Genomic DNA, 24,451 nt, shown 5'->3' with positions numbered 1-24,451 from the left:
AACAAAAGGATTTCGCCATGGCCTACGTCGTCACCGAAGCGTGCATCGACCTACTCGACAAGGCATGCACCGAGGAGTGCCCCGTCGACTGCATCTACGAGGGCGCTCGGATGATGTACATCAACCCCGACGAGTGCGTCGACTGCGGAAAGTGCATGCCCGCCTGCCCCAACGACGCCATCTTCTGGGAACACAAGATTCCGGACGAGCAGAAGCGGTTCGTCGACATCGCAGTCGAATTCTGTGAGGACGCCGACGCGTCGGGAGGGGCGGAGGACCTCGGCCCGGTCGGCCACGACCATCCGACGATCGACGAAGTGGCGAAGAAGTGAGTGGTGCAACGGTTTCCGAGTGTGACCTGATCATCGTCGGCGCCGGCCCGGCAGGGCTCTACGGTGCCTACTACGCGGGCTTTCGCGGACTGACGGTGACCGTCATCGATGCCTTGCCGCACCCCGGCGGTCAACTGGCCGCGCTGTACCCGGAGAAGAAGATTTTCGACGTCGCGGGCTTCCCTGCGATCAAGGCCCAACATCTGGTCGACGCACTGGTCGAGCAAGCCGAGCAGGCGGATCCGACGTATCTGGTGGGACACGTCGCGACCGAATTCGAGGAGTTCGAGGACTCCGTCCGCATCACGACCGACAGGGGTGCCACCGTCGTCGCGAAGGCCGTTCTGGTGGCAGCGGGCATCGGGAAGTTCACGCCGAGGCCGCTGCCAACCGGGTCCGAGTTCCACGACCGCGGGTTGCGGTATTTCGTGCCCAGGCTGAACGATCTGGCCGGCGAACACGTGATGATCGTGGGCGGCGGTGATTCGGCGGTGGACTGGGCGCTGAGCCTGGAACCGATCGCGAAATCGGTCGTGCTGGTGCACCGGCGCAACGACTTTCGAGCTCACGCGCACAGTCTGGGTCTGCTCGAGCGGTCGAGTGTCGATGTTTTCACTCCGTTCGAGGTCGAGGAGATCGCAGGCGAGGACACCGTCGAATCGGTGACGATCGTCGACGGTGCCGGAATCGAGCGGAGGCAGCTGACGGTGTCGAGTGTTGTTGCCGCACTGGGATTCAAGGCAGCACTCGGTCCCATCGCAACGTGGGGGTTGGACAAGTACCAGCGCGATATCGCCGTCGACCGAACGATGCGCACCAACCGGAGGCGAGTGTTCGCGGTGGGTGACGTTGCCGGACACGAAGACAAGGTCAAGTTGATCGCGGTCGGCTTCGCAGAGGCGGCCACCGCGGTCAATCACATCGCTCCACTGGTGGACGGCTCGGCACCGATCGTGCCGGGCCACTCGAGCGACTCGATCCACTGACCCCAGCGGGCCGTACGGTTCAGTTCGGTCGCATCGACCGGGTGAACGCTCGTGGATCGTCGGAGTGGGCGGACGCAGCGGAGCGGTAATGGCGCGGGCTCATGCCGTACTGCTCACGGAATGCGCGGCTGAACACGGCAAGGTCCGCAAATCCCCACCGTCGACTGATCTGTCCGAGGGAACGGTCGGCCGAAACGCTGGCGATGATCTCACGACGGCACCGCTCGAGTCGCTTGACGCGGATGCTGCGGGCCACCGTCGTGCCACTGGCGGCGAAGACGCGGTGGAGTTGGCGGGTCGAGACGAGCATCGCCGCCGCGACCGCGCCGGGCGAAAGCTCGGGGTCCGCGAGATGATCGTCGATGTACCGCTGAGCGGACCGCACGAGTGCTGCGGTAGGGGAGTCGATCGTCGGGCTGGTGGTGGTGTTGCGGGCGATCACGCTGACCAGATCTCCGACCTCGTCGGCTATGGCCTGCGCTCCGGTGATGTCCAACGACGAGCGCGTCGAACTCAGATCGTGCAGAAACCGCCCGAGGAGCCCACTGAATCCGGCAGATCCATCGAATGCCATTGCTGTCATGTCACTGGATTCGCGCGCATCGAGCCGAAGCATGTGGCGGGGCCAGGTGAAGACCTCGAGCTCCCATTGGTCGTCGTCGGGATGGCCGTCGATGATCCAGTCGAACGGGCGCGAGGTGTCGTAGATGGCGAAGTCGCCCCGCGTCAGCGTGCATTCACGGCCGTCCTGCACCACGATCGCGCGGCCCCGACGGATCATCCCGATCTGCACGTACTCGATACGGTCCTTGTCGATCAGTGAGTCGGTACGAGCGATGTGCTGCGAGGTGGACCGGACGCTCGAAACCTGCAGGTGCGCAAGCGACATCGATCGAACCGCGCCGGTAAATCTGCTGTCGGCCACGTCGGCGACATCGAGTGCGACGAAGTGTTCGTTCAACATGTCGCACCAGTCCCCGCGGCTGGTCGTCCGGGCCGGGACGGAGAATCCGGATCTGGAGAGCATGAGAACCCCTTGTCGTAAGAGCCCGCCGTGACCGACTCGTCGTGATCATGGCGATCACTGCGATGCAGGGGCTTCGTTCGAGGTTAACGCGCAATGTTTCGGCTCGATTGGCTGTTCGTAACATTGCCGGAAAGTCCTGCGACAACGACGCAGTGTGGTCTCTGCGGATCAACTAGCCGTCACTGACGGTCAACTGCGGATCACCCGGCTCGGCAATCCTTGGTGCACATGAGGTGAAAGGGGTGTGCCGTGGGCGAAGTCGACACTGTCCGGACGGTGGAAGTGAATCCAACGGACCACGAACCGCGCGCGACCGATACGTGTGTCGCCGTGGTGGCCGATGTTCTGTCGGTCGAGGCGATGATCGACTGGGCGACGCTGCCGCAGTGCGGGGCCGTCGTGACCTTCACCGGGGTGGTTCGTGAGTATTCGACGGACGGCGCGGGTCGCGCCGCCGATGGTGTCGTGTCGATCGACTACCAGGCCTACGAATCGGTGGCGCGAGTGCGACTGTTCGAGATCGCGGACGCCGCGCGAGACCGATTTCCCGGAATCGGACGTATCGCGTTGCTGCACAGAGTCGGATCGGTTCCACTCGGTGCAGCCAGTGTGCTCGTCTGCGTGTCCTCGGGCCATCGCGTCGACGCATTTCTGGCGGCTCAGTTCTGCATCGACGTTCTCAAAGCCTGCGTACCGGTGTGGAAGCTCGAACAGCGGGCCGGAATCAGCGATTGGGTCGAGACCGGAATGCAGATCGAGGGCGTCGAGCGAGCGGCCTCGCACTGGCTGCCCGCGACGTACGGACGTTGCTCGTGAGCGGCCTCGATATTGGCATTCGCGATACTCGCGGGCGAGTCCTTCGCGATCTACGGATCTCGGTCACCGATCGGTGCAACTTTCGCTGCGTGTACTGCATGCCCCGTGCCGAATTCGGCCCCGATCATTCGTTCCTGAACGCGAGCAGATTGTTGTCCTTCGAGGAGATCGACAGAGTCGCTCGAGCGGCGGCGACCATCGGAATCCGCAAGGTACGTCTCACCGGCGGTGAACCGCTGCTACGCGCCGGAATCACCACGCTGATAGAGCGATTGAGTTCGATCGAGGACATCGATCTGGCGATGACCACCAACGGTTCACTGCTCGCTGCGCATGCCGAAGAACTGGTGGCGGCCGGGTTGCGCCGTGTCACCGTCAGCCTCGATTCCACGGATCCGGACACCTTCGCTCGGATGAGCGATACGCGCGTGCCCGTGCAGACCGTGCTCGACGGCATCGACGCGGCTGTGCGGGCCGGGATGTCGCCGGTCAAGGTCAACGTCGTGGTGCGTCGAGGGGTGAACGACGGATCGATACTGGCCGTTGCCGAACGGTTCCGAGGCACCGACATCGTGGTGCGCTTCATCGAATACATGGATGTAGGCGCGACCAACAGATGGGAGCTGGCCCAGGTCGTCGACGTCGAATCGATCGTCGACACGATCGGACGGAACCACCCATTGGAGAGAGTCGACGCGGACTACGACGGTGAGGTGGCGGTGCGGTATCGCTACCTCGACGGCGGCGGAGAAATCGGTGTGATCGGTTCGGTATCGGAACCCTTTTGCGGAGCCTGCACCCGTGCCCGCTTGTCCGCTGATGGCAAGGTGTTCACCTGTCTGTTCTCTTCGACGGGAACCGATCTGCGGGCCCTGCTGCGATCGGGAGCCTCGCAGGGCGACCTCGTGGCGCGCTTGTCGGCGCTGTGGCTGCGCCGAGACGATCGATACTCGGAGCTGCGAGCAGGAACGAATGACGGTGCAGTGCGCGACCGCATCGAAATGTCCTACATCGGTGGATGATCGGAGAGTGAGAGGTCCATGGCCGAAGTCCTGATGTTCGCGGCGGCCCGTCAGGTCGCCGGTGAGGCGTCGCAAGACATTCCGGGGTCTACGGTCCGTAGGGTACTCGATTCCGCGATCGAGCGGTACGGCGCGCCCTTCGCGGATGTGCTTGCTGTGTCCAGGATCTGGATCAACGGACGTTCGCTGGGTCGTACCGAGGATTCGCCCTGCTCGGACACCGACGAGATCGCAGTGCTGCCCCCGATTTCCGGCGGATGATGTCGACGACAGTCGGCAGTATCCCAGCTCCTCTCCGAACGGTGGACCAACATCGTTGCGCGATAGACGAACTGGGCGTGTCGCCACGCGTTCGCTCGGTGCCGATCCACAGTGCCGTGGGACGAGTGTTGGCCGAGGACATCGTTGCCGACCACGCGTTGCCGGCGTTCGACAACTCGGCGGTCGACGGATTCGCCGTCCGCGCTGCCGATGTGGACGGTGCGGGCGGTGCGCCCGTTCGGTTGCTCGTCTCCGCTCGCAGTGTCGCAGGCAGACAACCGGTGCCGCTGCACGTGTCGCCGGGGCAGTGCGTCCAGATCATGACCGGGGCCGTGGTGCCGTTCGGTGCAGATCTGGTGATCCCGGTCGAGAGAACCAGCGGATTCGCCGAGTCGTTCGGTTCGGCCGAGGTCACCGTCCGCTCGCTCGATTCCAAGAGCAACATTCGCGCCCGGGCGTCGGATCTGGAGGTCGGTGACATCGCTGTCGGGGCAGGGACAATGGTCACCCCCGCACAGGTCGGCCTGTTCGCCGCTCTCGGCCGCACCCACGTTCGGGTCGAATCGTCTCTGATCGTCGCTGTGCTCTCGACGGGATCGGAGATCCGCGGCGTCGGGACCGAACTCGCGAACGGTGAGTGTCACGATTCCAACGCCGCGATGATCGTCGCCGATCTCATCCGGTGCGGTGCCGACGTGCACCTCGAACCGGCTGTGGCCGATGACGTGGACGCATGCCGGGCGGCACTCGCCCGGTGCGCCGACGCTGCGGACGTCATCGTCACGACCGGTGGCATCAGCGCCGGTACCGAGGAAGTGGTTCGGCTGGCACTCGCGGATCAGGAGGTCGACTTCGTCTCTGTCGCAGTCAGGCCGGGAAAGCCGCAGGCGTGCGGTCGGTTCGGCGGAACTCCGATCCTGTGCCTGCCGGGAAATCCGGTCAGCGCATTGATCTCCTACGAACTGTTCGTCCGGCCGGTGGTCGTTGCGGCACTGCGAAACCCGCAGGCGGAAAGAAAGATGAGAACGGTCAGGGCGCAGGGGCATACGCCTCCTGCCTCGGCGATACCCCGGGTGATGCTGGGCGTCGTCGACGGTGACGACGCCACGATCATTCGATCGCACTCGGTCGGTGCGCTGGCCCATGCCAACTCTCTGATCGTGATTCCGCCCTCCGACGGCGGCCTGGGTCCGCCGGGTGAGTACCCCGCCTGGATGCTCGGCTCGGCCGCGTCGACGCGGCGAGGTACCTGCATCTGAAAGCGCTGCGAACCTCTCCGCGCCCAGCCCGCCGGCGTGAGGAGAGTGCACACATTTCGTAACGCGAATGCCTCGGATGACTTACGCCCAAGGCCTACCGTGTGTGCACTCGAATCTATCGCGGAGTGCAACATGACGTCATTTTGGACAACGAGGGGACTCGGCCCGGCCGATCAGATGAGCTATTGGGCCGATGTTCTCTGCCAGGCATTCACGCCGCTGGCACCGTGGCGATCCCGGGACCACGTCGAACACAGTTCGTCACGTTCAGGACTTCCCGGATGGGTGCGCTCCGCGGCGATCGGGGGTGGCAACGCAGCGGAGATCGCCTCCTGCACACAGCGAATCGATCATGGAAAGCGCGAGGTCGCCCGCGCGGACGAGGACGTCGTCTTCGTCAATCTGCAACTGGACGGGCACTGTACGACCACTCAGGACGGGCGGCAGTGCACGGTCTCCCGAGGTGAGTTCGCCGTCGTCGACTCGACTCGCCCGTACCGGCTGGAGTTCGTCGAGCCCGGCAACGACGAACTGTGGCGAGTGCTGTCCTTCCGACTGCCGCGCCCTCTGCTGGCAGATGTGGTCGGCCCGTCGGCAGCGACGACTGCGCGGCGTTTCTCGAGCTCGTCGGGTTCTGCTCGGCTGCTCAGCTCGTTGATGGTGGAGACCTGGCGGACCGATTCAACGCTGCAGACCGCCGAGCGGCAGATGATCGGAGCGGCCCATGTCGATCTGCTGCGTGCCGTACTGGGAGGGACGCAACGGGACACCGGATGCTCGTTGGACACCGACGAAGCACTTCGGGTCTCCGCAGTTCGGTACATCGACTCCAGGCTTGCATTCGGCCGAGTTCCCGCCACCGATGCGGCCCGCCATGTCGGGGTATCGGTACGCACGCTCCATGCCCTCTTCGAGAGGACGGGAACCACGTTCGGTGCCGTCGTCCGTGAGCATCGCGTCGAAGCGTGTCGGCGTGAGCTCGCTGATTCTCGGGACACTCGATCGATCGGAACGATAGCGGCAGCGTGGGGATTCTCGGATTCGGCGCATCTGGCCAAGACCTTTCGATCGCGCTTCGGATGCAGTCCGGTCGAATACCGCAACTCGGTGCAGACAGGGGAAGTGCCGCAGTCGGCGCAGGGGTGAATCTTTCTGTTCGACAGTGCAGAACGGTACCGATGACGGCGCAGTCCGGTACAAGACCGGGATGCGTCGGGCCGTGAAACATGGTGGGTAGGGCAGCGTCGCCCGATTCCGTTCTTCACCCCCCCACCAGGACAGACATCGAGGAGTCTCACATGACCCTGAGTTTCGAGCTCAGCCCCGAGCAGATGGCAGTGCGCATGCAGGCGCGGCAAGTGGCGGACGACATTCTGAGCGAAGTAGCGCCCGCTATTTCCTCCATACCGCGCCCCGAGGATCGCTTCTACGCGTTGCACCCGGTCTACAAGCAGCTGGCCGGTCTCGGATTCGTCAAGGGACTGGTCCCCGATCAATACGGCGGCGCGTACTTCGACAATCTCACCTTCGCGCTCGCGGCCGAGGAACTCGCTCGGGTCGACATCAACACTCCGACGGCATTGCTGGGCACGGGATTGGGACTCAACCCGATCATCAACTTCGGTACCGAGGAGCAGAAGAACCGCTGGCTCCCGTTGTTCTGCGACGGCGAACCCAGATTGGCTGCGATCGCCTACACGGAAGTCACCGGCGGGGCCAATTACGACTCGGAAGACCCTACCGTCGGAATTCGGACCTTCGCGCGTCGCGAGGGCGACGAGTGGGTCATCAACGGTGCCAAGCACTACACCACCAATGCCTCGGGCTGGGACGGTCAGGGTGCCGACCTGATCAGTGTGGTCTGCCGTACCGATCCTGCACTGCCGCCGTCGGAGTCGCTCGCCGTCATCGTCGTGGAGAAGGGAACGCCCGGGGTGGAGATCACCGACATGATCGACACCATCGGACATCGTGCCACCAATTCGCCGCGGGTGGAATTCCGCGACGTGCGGGTGCCGGTCGGCAACATCGTCGGCAAGCCGGGCGACGGGTTGGATATCGTTGCCACTGCCTTCTCCTGGACCTGCTCGTCCATCGCTGCCGCGTGCGTGGGCAGGATGCGAGCTGCATTCGACTACTCTTTGCACTTCGCCAAGACCGACCACCGCTCCGGTCCGGTACCCGTCATCGAGTATCAGAATGCCGGATACATGTTGGTGGACATCAAGACTCGCATCGAGGCGGTCCGCTGTTTCGCGTGGAAGGCTGCGGACCATTTCGACCGTACCGGCGGACGCGATCGCGAATTGACCAACGAGGCAAAAATTTTCGCGTCAGAGACGGCCGTGCAGGTCGTGTACGACGCCATGCGTCTCGTCGGTGTCGATGCGTACACGAACCTGACACCGATCGCGGCGATCATGGAAGACGTCCTGTGCTTCCCGGTCTACGACGGCGGCAACATGGGGGTCCGACGGCGCAACGTCCACAATCTGCTCAGGGCAGACGGATTCGATTCACTCGCTGCAGCGGAGAATCGACTGTCGGTACCCGAGTACGCCTAGGTCGACGGAGGCAGTGGTGTCAGGATCCATTGCGATCCTGACACCACGTCGGCGTTGCGATGTGGTACTCCCAGCGGCCTGTCAGACCAGTTGGGGGGTCGAGGTCTTGTCGATCACGAGCCACCCACCGTGGTGCTCGAAGGTCCGAAATACGCGGCCCGACGACCGACCGAGCTCGACCAGTGATGCCTCGTCGAATGTGCGGACGTGTCCGTGGCAGGCGGTGGTCTCGGCCTCGAAGGGCACGGCAACAACGACACGGGTGCGCGCGATGCGTAGCGCTTCTTCCACTATGCGGGAGCCGGTCTCGGCGTCGACGTGCTCGAGGAGATGCAGTGCAGTCACGGTGTCGGCACTGCCGTCGGCAACGGGAACATTGGCGGCGTCGCACACCACGGTGTCGAGCGTGATCCCGAGGTGTGGGGCCACGGTGGCGAGCAACCGCATGGTTCCGGCCGACAGGTCCGTCGCAGTCACCGAGTGGCCTTCAATCGCCAGCCGCAGTGGAAAGAAGCCGAAGCACGAACCCAGGTCGAGCACCGACCCGACGATCAGGTTCTCCGCCTGTTCGTGGACAGGCGCGAAATCGGCGGTGCCCGAGAGCAGCTCGTCCAACGAATTGCGGTAATAGGTGGCCCATGCGTCGACCGGATCGGCGACCGTGGTGCGGACTATCCCGACCAACACCAACTCGAACTCGCGCTGAGAAAGACCCACATGACGTGCCTGTGCGGTCACGATCGGAACGAGGCGCTCGCCGATCTCGGCCGACGTCAGGCCATGGCCGACCTGCACGGTCGACCCTGTCCGGGCGGCGTCGAACTGCAGTCCGGGAAGATGCCGAACGACCACGTTCTCGTGAGCCCACACTCCATCCGGGCTCGGTGCCAGTGCATCCAGCTCGGTCATCGAAAGCCATTCTGTTCGTGGGACGCCCGGCGAGGGCGTCCCGTCGGTGAGGTCGAGCGTTCCACACAACCCTCGCCGAATCGGCCGCTTCAGAGCAGCTCTGGCCGCTGGGACACCCTTGGACCCCGCGCGCCGGACAGGCGGTCACCTACCCGGACGGGCAGTTGCTCCCGACGGCCGACCGGTTCCTCCCGTCATGACGGTCGCTCACACGCTCGCCGGTGTCAGTCCACTTCCTCTCCGATCCACTGTGCCAGCAGATGGTGGATGTGCCGGATCTTGACTTCCTGGTATCGAGCCAGCGGGAGCGTCTTCGACTGCGCCGACTGCAAGCCCTTCTGCACCTTGGGCATGTTGTACGCGTCCTGGTCGAACACCCGCGCCGAACTGCCGAGCACCGTTGCTTCCAACCACGACTGCTCCGGTCGCAGCCACTGGGTCTTGGCAGGCTTGGGCCGTTCGCCCTTGAACGGTGCCAGTAGGTACACGTCCATGATCGAGGTCTCGTGGTCGTCACCGTTGGGTCGGAATCGGTAGACGATGCGTTGGTACGCGCCCCATGGATGAAAGTTGGGGAACACGGTGTAGTAGATGCTGTCCAGTGATTCCGCGTCGGACATGTTGTCCGCCTTGACATCACCGATGATCTCGCGCAGACCCTCGCGGGCCAGCATGCCGGACATCTCCCGCGCGGTCACACCCTCGGGGAGCGTCACCATCGGGTCCTCGTCGATGCGCGCATCGATCATCGAGTCGAACATCTCCTGCTCGGTCGGGACGAAGTTGATGTGCGGGCTCGGTACTCCGTTCGCCGTGATGCCGCGGTTGAAGTTGCCCCAGCTGTCGTACTGACTGTTGGAGTCGCCGGTTCCCACGACCCGCTGCGGGTGAGTGGTGATCACGTGGAAGGCCTCGGAGAATGCCTCCTGCGCAATCTTCCAGTTCGCCTGGATGACCTGAGCGACGTGCGCTTGGATGAATCGGTCTTCCAGAGGCCACGCCTCGAAGTGCTTTCCGAGATCGCCGAGGAAGCTGTCCAGTGATTCGGACTCGGGATCCATGTTGACGAACACGAAGCCACCCCAGGTGTCCACCTTGACCTGTGGCAGGTCCATCTTCGACTTGTCGACCTGAGGAAAGTCCCAGGCACAGGTCATCGACTTGAGCGAGCCGTCGAAGTTCCAGGCGAAACCGTGAAAGGGACAACGTATTTCGTTGCCGGCCGGACCGTCCTCTTCGCGGAGGGTACGGCCACGGTGCAGGCACGAGTTGTAGAACGCACGGATGCCCATGTCCTTACCGCGGACGAGCAGGATCGACTTTTCGCAGATGTCGTACACGAGCGTGTCACCCGGCTCGGGGATCTCTTCCTCGCGGCACGCCATCTGCCATACCTTGTACCAGACCCGGTCTCGTTCGAGTTCGTGGTACTTGCGGCTGATGTAGCGCGATACCGGCACGAAGTTCTGGTCGGCGTATTGCTCGTGAGATTCCTCGCGCAGGATGTCCGGGACCGGGTGCGTATCGGTCTCGAGCAGTCGCTGATATCCCGTCCCGTTCTCGACGGGTGTTTCGGCGCGCTCATCGATGTCGGTCACAGCTTGCCTCCCTGTTCCAGCGTGATGGCGAGGGCGTCCTGCGCCTGTTTGTCGGCCTGCATCTTCTCGAGCAGTTTCGCGGCGCCCATGAAGCGCCGGTTCTGGGTGATGGGGACGGGAGCGCGAGGACCGAGACCCACCCATCGGGCCAGCTCGGGATCGACCGCCTTCACCTCGCCGTGGAGGTAGCGACCTTCCGGATCGAACGTGCCGGTCTTGCCGTCGCGAGTGGTGACCAGGACGTTGAAGTCGTCGTCGAACTCGTAGATCGCGTGGCTCATCGGATGCTTGATCTGTCGCATCGCAATCTCCTTGATGATCAGTTGCGGTGTTACTTAATGTTCTATCCATAAACTGTAACAGTGAACGGTGACGATGAGCACACTTTTCTTTACTGCTACTCCAATAACTATCGCCGAGCGGCCCAGAGAAGTGCTGCCCCCACGAGCCGGCGGTAGACAGGGTTCGACAGGGTGGGTGCCGCGTCGCCCGGTTGCAGGTATGCGAGTCGGCTACGACCGTTCGTCTTCGTCCACCCGACCAGCGACGAACCGGGCGCGTGGTGCCACCCCGTGCGATCGTCTCGCCTGCCCGCCATCGCAGAGGCAGTGGAGAAGTGAACGGCGTCGGTCATCTCGGCATCGGTTCGCAGCAGCGGAGTCACGTCGTCCTCGAAGACTTCGCACAGGTAGGTCTCGTCGATCAGGTCGAACGACTCGGGAATCCCTGCGGCGATCGGGTGGTCGTGGTCGACGACCGAGATGCGCTGCGGAACCGCGTGTCGATAGCCCGAATCGGGGCGCTCGACACCACGCACCACGCCCGGTCGATACAGGTAGCGGCCGCCGACGAATTCCGACCACTCGTCCCAGGCTGCCCATGATGCGATGGCATGGTGAAGAACGACATACCCATGTCCGGACTCCGGAGCCGCCCTCACCTTCTCGCGTAGGGAATCGGGGGGCGCGGACGGCTGGGGCAACGTGCCCGGCATGTCGTAGTGCAGCGAGACGTCGAATGCTGTGGTTCCGGGATCCGTGTCGGGGTGCTCGAACCAAGTGACCTCGCCCGGCATGGACTCCAGAAATTCGGCGAACGCGTCACGATCGAAGGAGTGTCCACCGGAAAAAGCCGCGATACGCATGAGGGACGTCCGTTCAGAGTTTCGACTGTTGTTCCAGTCAAGTTACTCGACAGTGGTGGCTGCCCGTCGGAGCTTCAGCGACCCTCGATCATTTTCGCGCACACATCGGTGGTGGCCGACCGGAGACGCGACACCGCGATGTTGGACAAGGGCCCGCCCTCGATCCGCAGGGGCTGGATGGCGATGGTCGTTGCGATCATCGTGCGTGCTCGCAGCGATCGCGCCGCGTGCTGCGCCGCGGCCGATCGCTTGTTCGCCGGTATCTCGGCGTCGGGGAAGTAGTCGAAGGCGCGGCGGACGTGCCTGTCCTCGTATTCCTTCGTCAGTAGACGCGTGCCCGGCGTGGCACCACCGGCCACCTGCAGGAACAGCATCCGAGCCGCATTGGGATGTTCTGCGGTCCAGTCCCACACGGCGTCGACGACATCCTTGAACGCAGCAGCATCGGCCTCGGTGTCGTCCGGTCGAACCGCCTGGGCTGCGGCGGTACTGGCGTCCATCGCGTATCCGAGTGCTGTATCGAACAGCTCTTCCTTGCTGGCGAAGTGGTAGTAGACCGCAGTCGGGACCATGCCTGCTGCTTCGGCGATCTCCTGAATCGACGTCTCCGCGAATCCTTTGCGAGAGAAGACACGCACCGCTGCCTGGACGATGAGGTGGCGGCGAGAGGGTCGGTGGGCAGACCCTTTGAGGGATTCGTTGTCCGGCTCGGACGCGACGGGAGAATCGACGGCAGTCTCGAGCTGGGAACTCTCGTCGACTTTCGACGTCGAGCTGCTGGTTCGTCTCGGCACAGCGTCCTCCTCGGCACCCGGGTCACTGCATGGTGCCATGATCTACGTCATGGCAGCAAAGGCAGTGAAGCCGAAATCGACGGTGACGGCCCCGGCGGACAAGGGTGCCAAGCGCGCGGCGCACCGGCCGTCGCGGCGCGAAGTAGTGGTCGACGCCGCCATGCATCTGTATTCGGTCAGGTCCATCGAGGACGTCACCGTGGCCGATATCGCCGCTGAGGCCCAGATGACGTCGGCGGCCGTCTACTACCACTACCCGTCCAAGGACGAGGTTCTGCTCGCCGGGTTGCGTTTGTTCGCAGATGGTCTCCTCGACGAACTTCGCGCAGAGATCGCGGCCGATCCGGACGCTGCTCTGGGTGACATCATTTCGTCGTTGCTCGAGTGGACGGATCAGCACCGCGCTGCCGCATTGGTGTACTTCACCCGATCGCCCGGCTGGAGTCTGTCCATCGAAACCCTGCGAAGAGAAGTGCGTTCGGTGATGTTGGCGCTGTTCTCGGCCGAACTGCGCACTCGAAGCGGCATAGCGTCCAAAGCGAAGCAGGGTGCCGCAGCTGTTGCGTTGACGACCCTGCTCGAAGTGGCGGCCTCGTCGTGGCTCACCGAGGACGCGGTTCTGGCCGACCTCGGCCGACGTCGGTTCTCCGAGGAGGTTCGCGAGCTCGCGGCCGACATCTCCAGCGTCTGACGGGGGATCTCGCGGTACCGATTTCGCGAAGTATCTTTAGAGCGACGACAGTTTGTGGTTGACTTGCTTCCATGCCGCGCGCCAGGTCCATCGATCTCGACAATCCCTTTGCCCCGTTGACCGGGCTCTGTGAACTGATCCTGGTTCGGCATGGTGAGCAGATACTCAGCAAAGAACTGAGCGCGAAAGAGACCGTCGACCCACCCCTGTCCGAACTCGGTGAGCGCCAAGCGGAGGCGGTTGCGAACCGACTCGCGCGCACACGGGTGGATGCGGTCTACAGTTCCCCGTTGCGTCGCGCACTGCGTACCGGCACTCATATCGCGGGTAAGCACGGGTTGAAGCCCGTCGTCCGCGAGGAACTCTCCGAATACGAACCGTGGCAGAAGTTTCCGGCCGACCAGTCTCCCTTCGAGGTGCTCCCGCACGAAGAGGTCGCGGCGATGTTCCGTGATCACATTCGTACGCGTCGCTACGGTGCGTTCACCTACGCCGAGGACGGCGCAGAGTTTCGGGCGCGTGTACTCCGGCAGATCTCGTCGATCGTCGACGCGCATCTGGGCCAGCGAGTGGTGATCAGCTGCCACGGCGGTGTCATCAACGCCGTGCTCGCCGACGCATTGGGCAGTGCATTCGACATGCCGGTTCGAGTCCACCACACCTCGCTGAGCGTTGTGCGCGGTGCCGATACGCGTCGCGCGGTGCAATCGGTGAACGATTTCACTCATGTGCTCGACTTCCAGACGCACGTCGGAGCCATGAATCTTTAAGTCCTGCAGTCGAATCAAATTACAGTCAAGGAGTCTCACATGGATCTCGACCTTCGTGGAAAACGTGCAATCATCAGTGGCGCGAGCCGCGGCATCGGCCTGTCGATCGCCCGCACACTCCTGGCGGAGGGAGCCTCCGTCGGAGTGTGCGCCCGCGGCGAGGAGCACCTGAACGAGGTTGCCGGAGAACTGTCCGCTTTGGGCACGGTCTTCCACAAAGCGGTCGACGTGGGCGACGCCGCCGCGGTTGCATCGTTCGTCGAGGATGCAGCCGGTGCCCTCGGCGGAATCGACATCGTCGTGGTCAACGCTTCTGCCGCAACAGGCAAGGGTGCTCAGGCATGGCAGAACAGCTTCGACGTCGACCTGATGAGCCTGGTGAACTTCATCGAAGCGGCCAAGCCACACCTCGAGAAGTCCGACGCCGCGTCGGTGGTCACGATCAGCACGACGTCCGCGCTCGAGGCCGGACCGATCAGCACGGCCAACAGCTACGGTGCACTCAAGGCCGCTGTCCTGCAACATTCGTCGGCTCAGGCCCGCGCACTGGGACCTGCCGGCATTCGAGTGAACGCGGTGTCACCTGGCCCCGTCTTCTTCGAGGGCGGTGCCTGGGACACGATCAAGACGAGTCGTCCGGCACTGTACGAGGCCGCTCTCGACGCGGCTTCGCTCGGTAAACTGGCTGCGGCGCAGGACGTTGCGAACGCCGTGACCTTCCTCTCCTCGCCGGCCGCCGGGCACATCACCGGTATCAACATGGTGGTCGACGGCGGATTCACCAACCGCTTCGATTTCTGAGCGCGGCATGGCACAGAAGCTGACGGGCAGCGCCGACGTCGTGATTCTCGGCGGTGGTTCGGGCGGGTACGCCTGCGCGTTGCGGGCCGCGCAGCTCGGCCTGTCGGTCGTCATGATCGAGGCAGGCAGCCTCGGCGGCACGTGCCTGCACACCGGGTGCATCCCCACCAAGGCGCTGCTGCACGCGGCCGAGATCGCCGATTCGGTCCGGGAGGCATCGACTTTCGGGATCGAGGCAACCCTCGGCGGCGTCGACATGACTGCTGTGAACAAGTACAAGGACGAGGTGGTTGCCGGCCTGTACCGAGGACTGCAGGGGTTGGTGGCGTCCCGTGAGATCGAGCTCGTCGCCGGTCGCGGCCGCGTCGTGGACGATCGCACCGTGGAGGTGGAACTCGCCGACGGCGGAATCGGCACGTACCGAGGTGAAGCCCTGGTGCTGGCCACCGGCTCGCAACCGAAGTCGTTGCCGGGCCTGAACATCGGCGGTTCGGTGATGACCAGCGATCGTGCGCTGGAACTGGATCACCTTCCGGACAGTGTCGTGGTGCTGGGCGGTGGCGTGATCGGATGCGAGTTCGCCAGCGTCTGGACTTCGCTCGGTGCGCACGTCACCATCGTCGAGGCCGCGGCAACGCTGCTTCCTACGGAGGATCCGTGGACGACCAAGCAGATCGAACGAGCCTTCCGTAAACGAGGTATCACTCTACGTACGAAGACTGCGTTCAGCGGAGTCACCGAACGACCGGGCGGCGGCGTGCACGTCGATCTCGACGACGGATCGCAGCTCGAAGCGGACCTGATGCTCGTGGCTGTCGGGCGCGGGCCGCGTACTGCCGACATGGGGTTCGAGGAGTCGGGAGTCGAGCTCGACCGGGGGTTCGTCGTTACCGACGAATGGCTGCAGACGACGGTTCCCGGGGTCTTCGCGGTCGGCGATATCGTGGCCGGTCCGCAACTGGCACACCGCGGTTTCTCTCAGGGCATGCTGGTGGCCGAGCAGTTGGCAGGTTTGGACTGCACACCCGTCGAGGACACCGGAATTCCGCGGGTCACCTACTCGAACCCGGAGGTTGCGTCGGTGGGATTGACCGAGAGCGAAGCCGCGAAGCAGTTCGGCGAGGTCACAACGGTGGTCTACGACCTCGCCGGTAACGGCAAGAGTCGGATTCTGCGCACGTCCGGTGGGGTCAAGCTCGTCCAGGCGGGACCGGAGGGTCGCGTGGTGGGAATTCACTTGGTGGGCGAGCGTGTCGGTGAACTGATCGGGGAGGCGCAGCTCATCTACAACTGGCAAGCGACCGCAGGGGACGTCGCCCAGCACGTACACGCTCATCCTACCCAGGCAGAAGCTCTGGGGGAGGCGCACCTCGCGTTGGCGGGGAAAGCGCTGCACGCGCACAGCTGACGAACAAGGAGAAGCGATGCCTGGACCGGCAGGCCGGCTCGATGCCGTTCTCGTGTGCGGAGGGCAGTGGCACGACTTCGATTACGCACGCCTGCAACTGTTGTCGTCCCTGGCCGAGTACGAGCACGTCCGTACCAGAGTGTTCGAGGACTACGACTGCATCGAGGCGCTGGCTACGGCCGATCTCCTTGTCACTTACACCTGCAATCGAGTTCCCGACGACGCGCAGCAAGATGCTCTGGCCCAGTTCGTCTCTCGTGGTGGCCGCTGGCTCGCCTTGCACGGCACGAACTCGGCGATCGACAGGACTGCGCCCGGTTCGTCGAGCAAGTACGTGACGCCACGAACTCTGGGCACGATTGCGCCCGTGCTGGGAAGCCAGTTTCTCGGACATCCTCCGATTGCGCCGTACACGGTCGAGATAACCGATCCGGCGCACCCGCTCGTGGCCGGAATCGATTCGTTCGAGGTGACCGACGAGCTCTACGTCAGCGAGCTGCATCCGCCGATCCAGATCCTGGCGCACACTCGATTCGTCGGTGAGTCAACGGGTTTCGAGGAAGGGCACACCGCCGACGACGAACCGCGTCCGGTGCTCTACCTCAAGGATCATGGCCGGGGGACCGTGTGTTACTTCACGCTCGGCCATTGCCGAGGACGATTCGATGTGCAGGATCTCGGCATCGACGATCTGGGCCGGGTGGACCGGGGGAGCTGGACGGTACCTCAGTTCCTCACCGTGTTCGAGCGCTGCCTGTCGTGGGCTGTCACCGGAAACGGTGCGACGGCCCACGACCGACCGGTGCTCAGATGATGTCGACGGTGTCGAGGACCTTCTCGGCGTAGGCTGCGTCGCCCTCGATCGAAACATGCGCTCGCCAGGGACTTCGGGTGGTGCCCCACAGCACGAAATCTGTTGCCGACGAGCGAACCACGGTGTCGGCGCCCGTGATACCTGATTCGACCGTCAGAAGTTCGGAACCGGGCCGGAGGGTCCATTCGCCGCCGCCTGCACCGGTGAGGTGCACGCCGAGCGGCTGGTCGAGGACGCTGCTGACCGGGGTACACATCTGCGGTAGGCCGGTCCACATCCAGTCGACGGCGGTGCGGACCAGGTCGTCTTCCGGATCGGGAGTATCGCGTGTCACCGGACCGTCGGGTCCGAGCAGGTCGACGTAGAGGTGGCACCACATGTCGAACGCGAAGGCATCCGAAAGCTGATGGGTGCGATAGGTTCCCAGATCTGTCAGTGTCATCGGCGTCGATGCGAGCTCGCTGCTCTGCATCGCTTCGAGTACTCCGAGTGCTCCGGCCGCGTTGGACAGGAATTCGTCGGCAACCTGCGCGCTCGACCAGTCTCGTCGGGCATCGACCAGTAGGTTCTGCGCCTGTTCCGCGGTAGTCGGCACGGGAGCCGACGGGTCGTGAGGCGGCGGGTCCACCATGACCCTGAAATTGGATCCCGTATGCGCGACCAGGTCTTTGACGGACCACCCGGCGCAGCGACTGGGAGCCGACCACTCCTCCGCGGTGAGCCCTCTGATCACCACCGAATAGCGTTCGGCGAGTTCGCGACTGGCAGACAATCCGGCTGTGCTCATGCATGACTCCGTCGTTGTTGCACCGCTGGGGTGATCATCAGTAGGACGCAGTTCCGCCGTCGACGCTGAGGATGGCTCCGGTGATTCCGGCACCGGCGTCCGAGGCGAGCAGCATGGCCATCGCCGATACTTCTTCGATCGTGTTGGGCCGCTTGATGGCCGACTCCTCGGCGAACAGTGCGACCATCTCGTCGAACGACATTCCCATCGCCGCGGCGGTGCCGGGACCGTTGTTCTTGATGATGTCGGTGATGACGAGTCCGGGACAGATCGAGTTGACGGTGATGCCCTGGGTGCCGACCTCGCGGGCGATCGACTTGGTCATGCCGTTGATGGCGTGCTTGGCCGCGACGTATGCCGTGAACACGGGCTTGCCGTGCTTGCCTTCGACGGACGAGATGTTGATGATCCGGCCGTACTGGTTGGGCAGCATGTGCTTGAGTGCTCGACGGGTGGCCCAGAAATTGGAATTCAGGTTCCAGTTCATCACCAGTGTCCACTCCTCGTCGCTGAGATCGACGGTGGGCTGCAGGTCTTTTGCGCCACCGGCGTTGTTCACCAGAACGTCGATTCGACCGAAGGTGGCGACCGTCTGCTCGATGAAGTTCTCTACGTCCGCCTGAACGGTGACGTCTCCCGCGAAGAATGCAGCGCGATCTCCGACACCGAACTCGGCGAGGGCCTTGTCACCCTTCTCGGCCGACCGGCCGTTGAGTGAGACCTTCGCGCCCTCGGTCAAAGCGGCCTCCGCGATGCCGCGACCGATGCCTTGGGTGCCGCCGGTGACGGCAACAACTTTGTCTTGCAGTTTCATCGAAGTTCTCCTCGGAAATGTCGGACAGGATCTCGAACAAGTAACTTGTCATCGTCTACAGTCTTGCATGTAGAGTGGCGGAAGTCACAGCAATGTGCAGGACGAATCAAAAAACTATCCATCGAGACGTCGACGGTGACGTCAGAGACGAGAAGCGACATGTCCGAACAGCGTTGGTTGGTCGATACCGAGCCCAGCACCCGTCTCCCCGTGTACACCCGCTTGAACGCGAGTGACGTGCTGTCGGACCCGATCACGCCGCTCGGGGCGGATCTGGGTTGGATTCAGAACATCCTGCCGGGATGGAACTTCGGCTATGCCAGCTTCGGTAGCTACTCGTTGGCCGAGTCGCCCGATCCGACGGCGTCGGCAGCCATCTTCTACGGACATCTCTATGTGAACATGTCGATGTCGCGTCTGACCGGCATTCGGGGCGGACTTCCCGTCGAGTTGGTCGATCAGCTCTGGTACGGCGGAGACCCCGATATCCCTCCCTACGTGGCGCACCCGGACGACGAGAACTCGGACGCGAGCCGCCGACTGGAAGCCCGAAATGCCTGGGCTCTCTCGACCGAGAATTTCCCCGAATTGGAGGAGGATCGAACGCTTGCCGATCGCCTCCGGAGCGAACGGCCGGATCTGTCGGTGCTGACCCCGGCTGCTCTCGTCGCGCGAGCACGCTCGGTGATGCCCCTGGAGAGAGTGGCCTGGCGCGGCGAGGTCGTCGCCACCAACTGCTCCGCGGTGGGCCCCGCCGTACTCGGTCAGTTGCTCGGTGCCGAGCATCAGGACCTCATCGTGACCCTCGTGGGTTCCGCCGGCGATGTCGATTCGGCGCTGCCGTCGTATGCACTGTGGGATCTGGGCCGACTGGTGCGGGCGAACGACACGCTGATGGCCGCCTTCGACGAGGGTGTCCACGGTGTCGGTGCGCGCGTGCACGGGATCGACTCCGAATTCGACACACGGTTCCAGCAGTTCCTGCTCGACTTCGGTTACCGCGGACCCAACGAATGGGATCTGGGATCGGTGTCGTGGGAGACCCGCCCCGAACTTGTACTCGGTCTGATCGACCGACTTCGGCTGCAGGACGACGCGGCCTCACCGCATGCGCGGCTGGCCGACCATGCGTCGGCCACCGACAAGGCGCTGAAGGAAGCCGCGGACATCGTCGGCGACAATGCCGAGGGGCAAGCAACTCTCACCGCTGCACTTGCGTCGGCTCGTCGTTTCGCCGCGTGGCGAGAGCGGGCGAAGACCAACTGCATCAAGGTCTTGCACGAAGCGCGGGTTCCGCTCGTCGAGCTCGGACACCGACTGTTCTCGGAGGGTCTTCTCGAATCGGCCGACCACGTGTTCATGGCTGTCGACGCCGAACTCGACGTACTGGCGAGTGCGCCAGAGTCGATCGCACCGACACTTGCACAACGCCACAGCGACTGGAAGGAACTGTTCGGGCTCGAGCTGCCCACGTTCCTCGACGGACGCGAGGCGTTTCCGCCGTTGTCCTCCCTAGGCCGCAAAGGCCAGTCGGCCGTCGAGCCCGTACGGGTGGGCGATGTGCTGCAGGGTTCGGGCGCGTCACCGGGAGTCACCCAGGGCCGCACCAGGGTGATCACCTCGATGGCGGCACTCGACGAGTTCGAGGTCGGTGAAATTCTCGTTGCGCCACAGACGGATCCGTCGTGGACACCGTTGTTCATGGTCTCGGGTGGCGCAATCACCGACGTCGGGGCGATGGGTTCCCACGCGATGATCGTCAGCCGCGAACTCGGCATCGCCTGCGCCGCAGGAGTTCCAGCGGCAACTCGCCGCATTCCCAACGGAGCGCTCGTGGAGATCGACGGGTCCAAGGGCACGGTCACCATTCTGGAGCTGCCGTGAGTGCCGGTGTAGTGACCGCGACGCGGGCAGTCTTTCTCGCCGAACGACCCTCGGGCGAACCAGAAGTTCGGCACTTCGACGTTCGCGAGTTGCCACTACGCGAACGCACTGCGGATCAGCTTCTCGTCCGCAACATCTTCATGAGCGTCGACCCGTCGACTCGGGGCCGCCTGGGGACGTCGAACATGCAGTACACCACCAATATCGAGGTGGGTTCTCCGCTCGACGGCTCGGCGCTGGGGGTGGTGCTCGAGGGCACCGACGACGTGCCCGCGGGTTCCTACGTTCGGCATCGACTCGGCTGGCGTGAACACGCGGTGCTCGACACCGCAGCGGCCACGGTGATCGACCCACGCGGTATCGACCTGCACCACTGGCTCGGAATACTCGGCCAAACCGGATTCACGGCGTACTGCGGACTGCAGCGCGCGGGTGAGATCCGAACGGGAGACACGGTGTTCGTCTCCGCAGCGGCAGGCGCAGTGGGCAGCGCTGCGGGTCAGTTCGCGAGACTGCTCGGTGCGACGCGGGTCATCGGTAGTGCCGGGGGACCGGACAAGGCGGCATTGCTGCGTGATCGGTTCGGGTTCGATGTGGGAATCGACTATCGCGCCCGCCCTGTCGGTGCCGCGCTGCGTGCCGCGGCACCGGACGGCATCGACCTCTACTTCGACAACGTCGGCGGCGACCACCTCGTGGCTGCACTGTCTGCGCTTCGTCAGCAAGGCCGCGTCGCCCTGTGCGGAATGATCTCGAACGGTGGTCCGGACAGTCCACCTCTGGACCGTCTGATCGAGGTGATCCTGAAACGGATCACCATGAGAGGCTTCATCGTCCGTGATCACGAGGATCTCAGGAGCGAGTTCGAGGATTGCGTCGCCGGCTGGCTCGCTGCCGGCGAGATCGTGGCCGAGTCCACGATCCACGAGGGCCTCGACAACGCGGCAAGCGCATTCGTGTCCATGCTCGGCGGCGGAAACGTCGGCAAGATGCTGGTCCGGGTGTCCTGACCCGCGTCGTCCCGACGGACCCGACATCTACCCAACGTCTACCCGGCGATGGTCCGGTCGGTGTCCCAATACGGCGCTCGCAGTGCCTTCTTGTCGAGCTTGCCCATGACGTTGCGCGTCAGCTCGTCGACGATCACGTAGCGCTTGGGGCATTTGTACGATGCCATCGACGCCTTGGCGAACCTTTCGAGTTCGGTGATATCGAGTGGTGTATTCGGTTCCGGGACAATCAGAGCCAGCAGGGCTTCACCGAAGTCGGCATCCGGTACTCCGATGACTGCGACCTCCGCCACGGCAGGGTGTGCGGCCAGAACTCGTTCGCTCTCGGCGGGGTAGAGGTTCACGCCTCCCGACACCACCATGTCGGCGACTCTGTCGGTGATGAAGACGAACCCGTTCTCGTCCACGTAGCCGACATCGCCCAGCGTTGCCACACCCGGCAAAATGTAAGCGGCTGCGGTCTTCTCGGGATCAGCGTGATACACCACACTGCGTTCCGGCGGCGTTCGGAAGCCCAGCACCCCGACCTGCCCGCGGTCGAGTTCGGTTCCGTCGGCGTCGACCACGACAGCCTCGAAGGGCGGTACTGCCCGCCCGACCGATCCCGGGTGCGTGAGCCAGTCCGGCGAGGCGATCTTGCACACCGTCCCGATTTCGCTGCCGCCGTAGGACTCCACCAGAACCGGACCGAACCAGTCGATCATCGATCGCTTGACGGCCGGCGGGCACGCCGAGCCGGTATGCGCGACGTACTCGAGACTGGAGACGTCGTACATCGAGCGAATGTGGGTATCGAGTCCGAGCAGCCGCTGGAAGTGCGTCGGAACCATCAACGTGGACGTGACGCGGTGGCGGTCGATCGAATCCAGCGTTCTCTCGGCGTCGAAACGTCCCAGCACCACCACGGGGTTGCCGGAGAGCAGATGCCGAACGGCGGTCAACGGCCCGTTGTGCTGAAGTGGTCCCACGACCAGGTGAACCCCGTCCGGGTAACCCGACCGCGCGGCCACCGCGTCGGCGAATTCTGCAGCGCTCTGGCCCGTGGCCGGTAACCAACGCACCTGGGTGCCTCGGGCACGGCCGGTGGTGCCGGATGTGTAGACCAGAGGCGGACGTGCGGGGCGCTGGGTCGGAGGTGTGGATGCAGACGCAGCTCGTTGCGGCGCGACGGCCACCGACCAGGCCACCGTGTCGACGCCACCGTCGCAGCCGTGCGCAATCACTTCGCGTAGGCCCGCGGTGGCCGCTGCGGCGCGGGCCGAGGCAAGGCCGGCCGGACCGGTCACCACCGCGACGGTTCCGGAGTCGAGGAACTGCTCCGACATCTCGTTCGGTGTCAGCTGACGGGAGATCGCGACGGTACCGACCCCCCGCGCGATGGCCGCCACGTGCGTGAGCAGGGTCGGAGCGCAGTTCTCGCCGATGACGGCGATGCGATCGTCCGAATCGGGGGCGATCTCGAGAAGGAGCTCGCCGAGCGCCTCGAGGGCGCTGAGCAGGTCGGACCACGTCATCGAGGTGGTGTCGTCCGTCAATGCCCGGCCTGATGGCTCGACTCGTGCTCGATCTCTGATTCGGTCGAGCATGGGATCGATCCTCCAAAGGTGTGACGCGGCGGGCTGAAGTAACTTTATAGTGATTCTACTTACATTGCGCTAGTGTGGGGCCCATACTGGTGAAGACGTAAACAAAGTCTGCAGAGAAGAGGTGTACGTGGTGACTTCGACCGCGACCGACCCGACCCGCGAGGCCGTAGAGCCCATCGGATCGAACGATCCGACGCCGAGCAGGGAGGTTCTGCTCGATCTGCACCGCAGGATGGTGCGCATCAGGCAGTTCGAGACCGAGGCCGGCCGGTTGATGGAGGGCGGTCGGATGCCGGGCTTTCTGCATCTCTACGTCGGCCAGGAGGCGGTCGCAGCCGGCACGATGTCCAATCTCAGGGACACCGACCAGATCACCTCGACCCACCGCGGACACGGTCATGCCGTCGCCAAGGGTGCCGAATTCAAGCCGATGTTCGCCGAGTTGTTCGGCCGCGTCGACGGTTACTGCAAGGGCCGCGGCGGCTCCATGCACATCAACGACCTGTCGATCGGCATGCTCGGTGCCAATGGCATTGTCGGAGGCGGTATTCCGATCGCCGTAGGTGCTGCGTTCGCGGCCAAGTACCGCGAGGAGGATTCGGTGGCGGTCCCCTTCTTCGGCGACGGAGCGAGCAACATCGGGGCGTTCCACGAGGCGGCCAACATCGCCGGGATACTCGGGTTGCCGGTGGTCTTCGTCTGCGAAAACAACGGATACGCCGAGTTCACGGCACTCCGTGACCACATGAAGCTGGAGAATGTGGCCGATCGCGCTGCGGCCTACGGTTTTCCGAGCGAGATCTGCGATGGAATGGACGCGATCGCCGTGCGGGCCGCAGTCGGTCGCGCGGTCGAGCGAGCGCGAAACGGTGGCGGTCCGACCCTGGTGGAAGCCAAGACGTATCGGTACTACGACCATCAGGGTGTGAAGGGTCTGCGCAAGACGTACCGCACCGCGGAGGAGGTCGAGGCCTGGAAGGAGCGCGATGCCATCAAGTTGCTCGAAGCGCGGGCGGTGACCGAGGGGCTCGTCACCGAAGCCGAATTCGCGACCGTCTGGGCCGAGGTCGACGCCGACATCGCAGAATCCGTGAGTTTCGCCGAGGCCAGTCCGTATCCGGATCTGGCCGACTTCGCCCTCAACGTCTACAGCGACTGAAGATCTGAAAAGGCT

Annotated in this window: 25 protein-coding genes; 16 read left to right on the top strand and 9 right to left on the bottom strand. The window is 64.0% G+C overall.

Annotated elements, in window-relative coordinates; genetic code table 11:
* Positions 1 to 17: 17 nt before the first annotated feature.
* A complete protein-coding gene (gene fdxA, locus CH291_RS01505; protein ID WP_094686546.1) occupies positions 18 to 332 on the top strand; it encodes a ferredoxin in 315 nt (104 codons plus the stop codon).
* Positions 329 to 1,318: an NAD(P)/FAD-dependent oxidoreductase gene (locus tag CH291_RS01500; RefSeq protein WP_094686545.1), complete on the top strand. Its 990-nt coding sequence runs from the start codon at positions 329 to 331 to the stop codon at positions 1,316 to 1,318. The genes fdxA and CH291_RS01500 overlap by 4 nt, the downstream gene beginning before the upstream one ends.
* Positions 1,319 to 1,337: 19 nt before the next feature.
* On the opposite strand, the gene CH291_RS01495 is transcribed toward CH291_RS01500, so the two are convergent.
* Entirely contained in the window at positions 1,338 to 2,345 is a 1,008-nt protein-coding gene (locus CH291_RS01495; RefSeq protein ID WP_094686544.1) for a helix-turn-helix domain-containing protein, read from the bottom strand.
* Positions 2,346 to 2,594: 249 nt separating this feature from the next.
* On the opposite strand from CH291_RS01495, the gene CH291_RS01490 reads away from it, so the two are divergent.
* The 6 genes from CH291_RS01490 to CH291_RS01465 all read left to right on the top strand — a co-directional run bounded on the left by CH291_RS01490 (position 2,595) and on the right by CH291_RS01465 (position 8,267).
* Positions 2,595 to 3,161 (top strand): molybdopterin synthase catalytic subunit, encoded by a 567-nt coding sequence (locus CH291_RS01490; protein ID WP_143545865.1) that lies wholly within the window; start codon positions 2,595 to 2,597, stop codon positions 3,159 to 3,161.
* A complete protein-coding gene (gene moaA / locus CH291_RS01485; RefSeq protein WP_256980690.1) occupies positions 3,158 to 4,183 on the top strand; it encodes a GTP 3',8-cyclase MoaA in 1,026 nt (341 codons plus the stop codon). The genes CH291_RS01490 and moaA overlap by 4 nt, the downstream gene beginning before the upstream one ends.
* 18 nt (positions 4,184 to 4,201) lie before the next feature.
* Positions 4,202 to 4,444, top strand: a complete 243-nt coding sequence (locus CH291_RS01480) for a MoaD/ThiS family protein (protein WP_094686542.1) — start codon at positions 4,202 to 4,204, stop codon at positions 4,442 to 4,444.
* Positions 4,441 to 5,703, top strand: coding sequence for a molybdopterin molybdotransferase MoeA (locus tag CH291_RS01475; protein WP_094686541.1), 1,263 nt, complete (start codon positions 4,441 to 4,443; stop codon positions 5,701 to 5,703). Before CH291_RS01480 ends, CH291_RS01475 begins: the two co-directional genes overlap by 4 nt.
* Before the next feature lie 132 nt (positions 5,704 to 5,835).
* Entirely contained in the window at positions 5,836 to 6,849 is a 1,014-nt protein-coding gene (locus CH291_RS01470) for a helix-turn-helix domain-containing protein (protein ID WP_094669184.1), read from the top strand.
* A 152-nt stretch (positions 6,850 to 7,001) separates the two neighbouring features.
* Positions 7,002 to 8,267, top strand: a complete 1,266-nt coding sequence (locus CH291_RS01465; RefSeq protein ID WP_094686540.1) for an acyl-CoA dehydrogenase family protein — start codon at positions 7,002 to 7,004, stop codon at positions 8,265 to 8,267.
* An 81-nt stretch (positions 8,268 to 8,348) separates the two neighbouring features.
* Here CH291_RS01465 and mftM read toward each other — a convergent pair whose 3' ends face one another.
* From mftM to CH291_RS01440, 5 genes are all read right to left on the bottom strand, one after another.
* On the bottom strand, positions 8,349 to 9,176 hold the full coding sequence (gene mftM / locus CH291_RS01460) for a mycofactocin oligosaccharide methyltransferase MftM (protein WP_094686539.1): 828 nt from the start codon (positions 9,174 to 9,176) through the stop codon (positions 8,349 to 8,351).
* Positions 9,177 to 9,400: 224 nt separating this feature from the next.
* On the bottom strand, positions 9,401 to 10,774 hold the full coding sequence (locus tag CH291_RS01455) for an aromatic ring-hydroxylating oxygenase subunit alpha (RefSeq protein ID WP_094639080.1): 1,374 nt from the start codon (positions 10,772 to 10,774) through the stop codon (positions 9,401 to 9,403).
* Positions 10,771 to 11,076, bottom strand: coding sequence for a hypothetical protein (locus tag CH291_RS01450; protein WP_052047385.1), 306 nt, complete (start codon positions 11,074 to 11,076; stop codon positions 10,771 to 10,773). Before CH291_RS01450 ends, CH291_RS01455 begins: the two co-directional genes overlap by 4 nt.
* Before the next feature lie 107 nt (positions 11,077 to 11,183).
* Positions 11,184 to 11,918: a ThuA domain-containing protein gene (locus CH291_RS01445; RefSeq protein WP_094686538.1), complete on the bottom strand. Its 735-nt coding sequence runs from the start codon at positions 11,916 to 11,918 to the stop codon at positions 11,184 to 11,186.
* Positions 11,919 to 11,992: 74 nt separating this feature from the next.
* Entirely contained in the window at positions 11,993 to 12,712 is a 720-nt protein-coding gene (locus CH291_RS01440) for a TetR/AcrR family transcriptional regulator (RefSeq protein WP_255183089.1), read from the bottom strand.
* Between the two features lie 49 nt (positions 12,713 to 12,761).
* Here CH291_RS01440 and CH291_RS01435 point away from each other — a divergent pair, with 49 nt between their 5' ends.
* The 5 genes from CH291_RS01435 (at position 12,762) to CH291_RS01415 (ending at position 17,196) form a co-directional block, all read left to right on the top strand.
* Positions 12,762 to 13,403, top strand: a complete 642-nt coding sequence (locus tag CH291_RS01435; protein WP_068051613.1) for a TetR/AcrR family transcriptional regulator — start codon at positions 12,762 to 12,764, stop codon at positions 13,401 to 13,403.
* 71 nt (positions 13,404 to 13,474) lie between these two features.
* Complete coding sequence (locus CH291_RS01430) at positions 13,475 to 14,173, top strand: histidine phosphatase family protein (RefSeq protein ID WP_094686537.1); 699 nt, start codon at positions 13,475 to 13,477, stop codon at positions 14,171 to 14,173.
* Positions 14,174 to 14,212: 39 nt separating this feature from the next.
* Entirely contained in the window at positions 14,213 to 14,974 is a 762-nt protein-coding gene (locus CH291_RS01425; RefSeq protein ID WP_068051590.1) for an SDR family NAD(P)-dependent oxidoreductase, read from the top strand.
* 7 nt (positions 14,975 to 14,981) lie between these two features.
* Positions 14,982 to 16,382, top strand: a complete 1,401-nt coding sequence (gene lpdA / locus CH291_RS01420; protein WP_094686536.1) for a dihydrolipoyl dehydrogenase — start codon at positions 14,982 to 14,984, stop codon at positions 16,380 to 16,382.
* 16 nt (positions 16,383 to 16,398) lie between these two features.
* Positions 16,399 to 17,196: a ThuA domain-containing protein gene (locus tag CH291_RS01415; RefSeq protein ID WP_094686535.1), complete on the top strand. Its 798-nt coding sequence runs from the start codon at positions 16,399 to 16,401 to the stop codon at positions 17,194 to 17,196.
* On the opposite strand, the gene CH291_RS01410 is transcribed toward CH291_RS01415, so the two are convergent.
* Together CH291_RS01410 and CH291_RS01405 are read right to left on the bottom strand one after the other, a co-directional pair.
* Positions 17,189 to 17,983 (bottom strand): maleylpyruvate isomerase family mycothiol-dependent enzyme, encoded by a 795-nt coding sequence (locus CH291_RS01410; RefSeq protein ID WP_068051583.1) that lies wholly within the window; start codon positions 17,981 to 17,983, stop codon positions 17,189 to 17,191. The two genes, CH291_RS01415 and CH291_RS01410, sit on opposite strands and share 8 nt — an antisense overlap.
* Before the next feature lie 37 nt (positions 17,984 to 18,020).
* A complete protein-coding gene (locus tag CH291_RS01405) occupies positions 18,021 to 18,797 on the bottom strand; it encodes an SDR family NAD(P)-dependent oxidoreductase (protein ID WP_094639087.1) in 777 nt (258 codons plus the stop codon).
* A 159-nt stretch (positions 18,798 to 18,956) separates the two neighbouring features.
* Between CH291_RS01405 and CH291_RS01400 the strand changes: the two genes are divergently transcribed.
* On the top strand, positions 18,957 to 20,681 hold the full coding sequence (locus CH291_RS01400) for a PEP-utilizing enzyme (RefSeq protein WP_094686534.1): 1,725 nt from the start codon (positions 18,957 to 18,959) through the stop codon (positions 20,679 to 20,681).
* Complete coding sequence (locus CH291_RS01395; protein ID WP_255183091.1) at positions 20,678 to 21,691, top strand: NADP-dependent oxidoreductase; 1,014 nt, start codon at positions 20,678 to 20,680, stop codon at positions 21,689 to 21,691. Before CH291_RS01400 ends, CH291_RS01395 begins: the two co-directional genes overlap by 4 nt.
* A 38-nt stretch (positions 21,692 to 21,729) precedes the next feature.
* Here the strand turns inward: CH291_RS01395 and CH291_RS01390 are convergent, their stop codons facing one another.
* The gene (locus CH291_RS01390; protein WP_094686533.1) at positions 21,730 to 23,277 is read right to left on the bottom strand and encodes an AMP-binding protein; all 1,548 of its coding nucleotides are present in this window, start codon (positions 23,275 to 23,277) and stop codon (positions 21,730 to 21,732) included.
* A 130-nt stretch (positions 23,278 to 23,407) separates the two neighbouring features.
* On the opposite strand from CH291_RS01390, the gene CH291_RS01385 reads away from it, so the two are divergent.
* Positions 23,408 to 24,436, top strand: coding sequence for a thiamine pyrophosphate-dependent dehydrogenase E1 component subunit alpha (locus CH291_RS01385; RefSeq protein ID WP_306437665.1), 1,029 nt, complete (start codon positions 23,408 to 23,410; stop codon positions 24,434 to 24,436).
* Positions 24,437 to 24,451 lie beyond the last annotated feature (15 nt).

Origin of the sequence: Rhodococcus sp. 14-1411-2a, from assembly GCF_002259485.1 — a bacterium.
Taxonomy (GTDB): Bacteria; Actinomycetota; Actinomycetes; order Mycobacteriales; family Mycobacteriaceae; genus Rhodococcoides.
The sequence above is the reverse complement of the archived record's forward strand: the minus strand, read 5'-3'. Positions and strand labels throughout refer to the sequence as shown.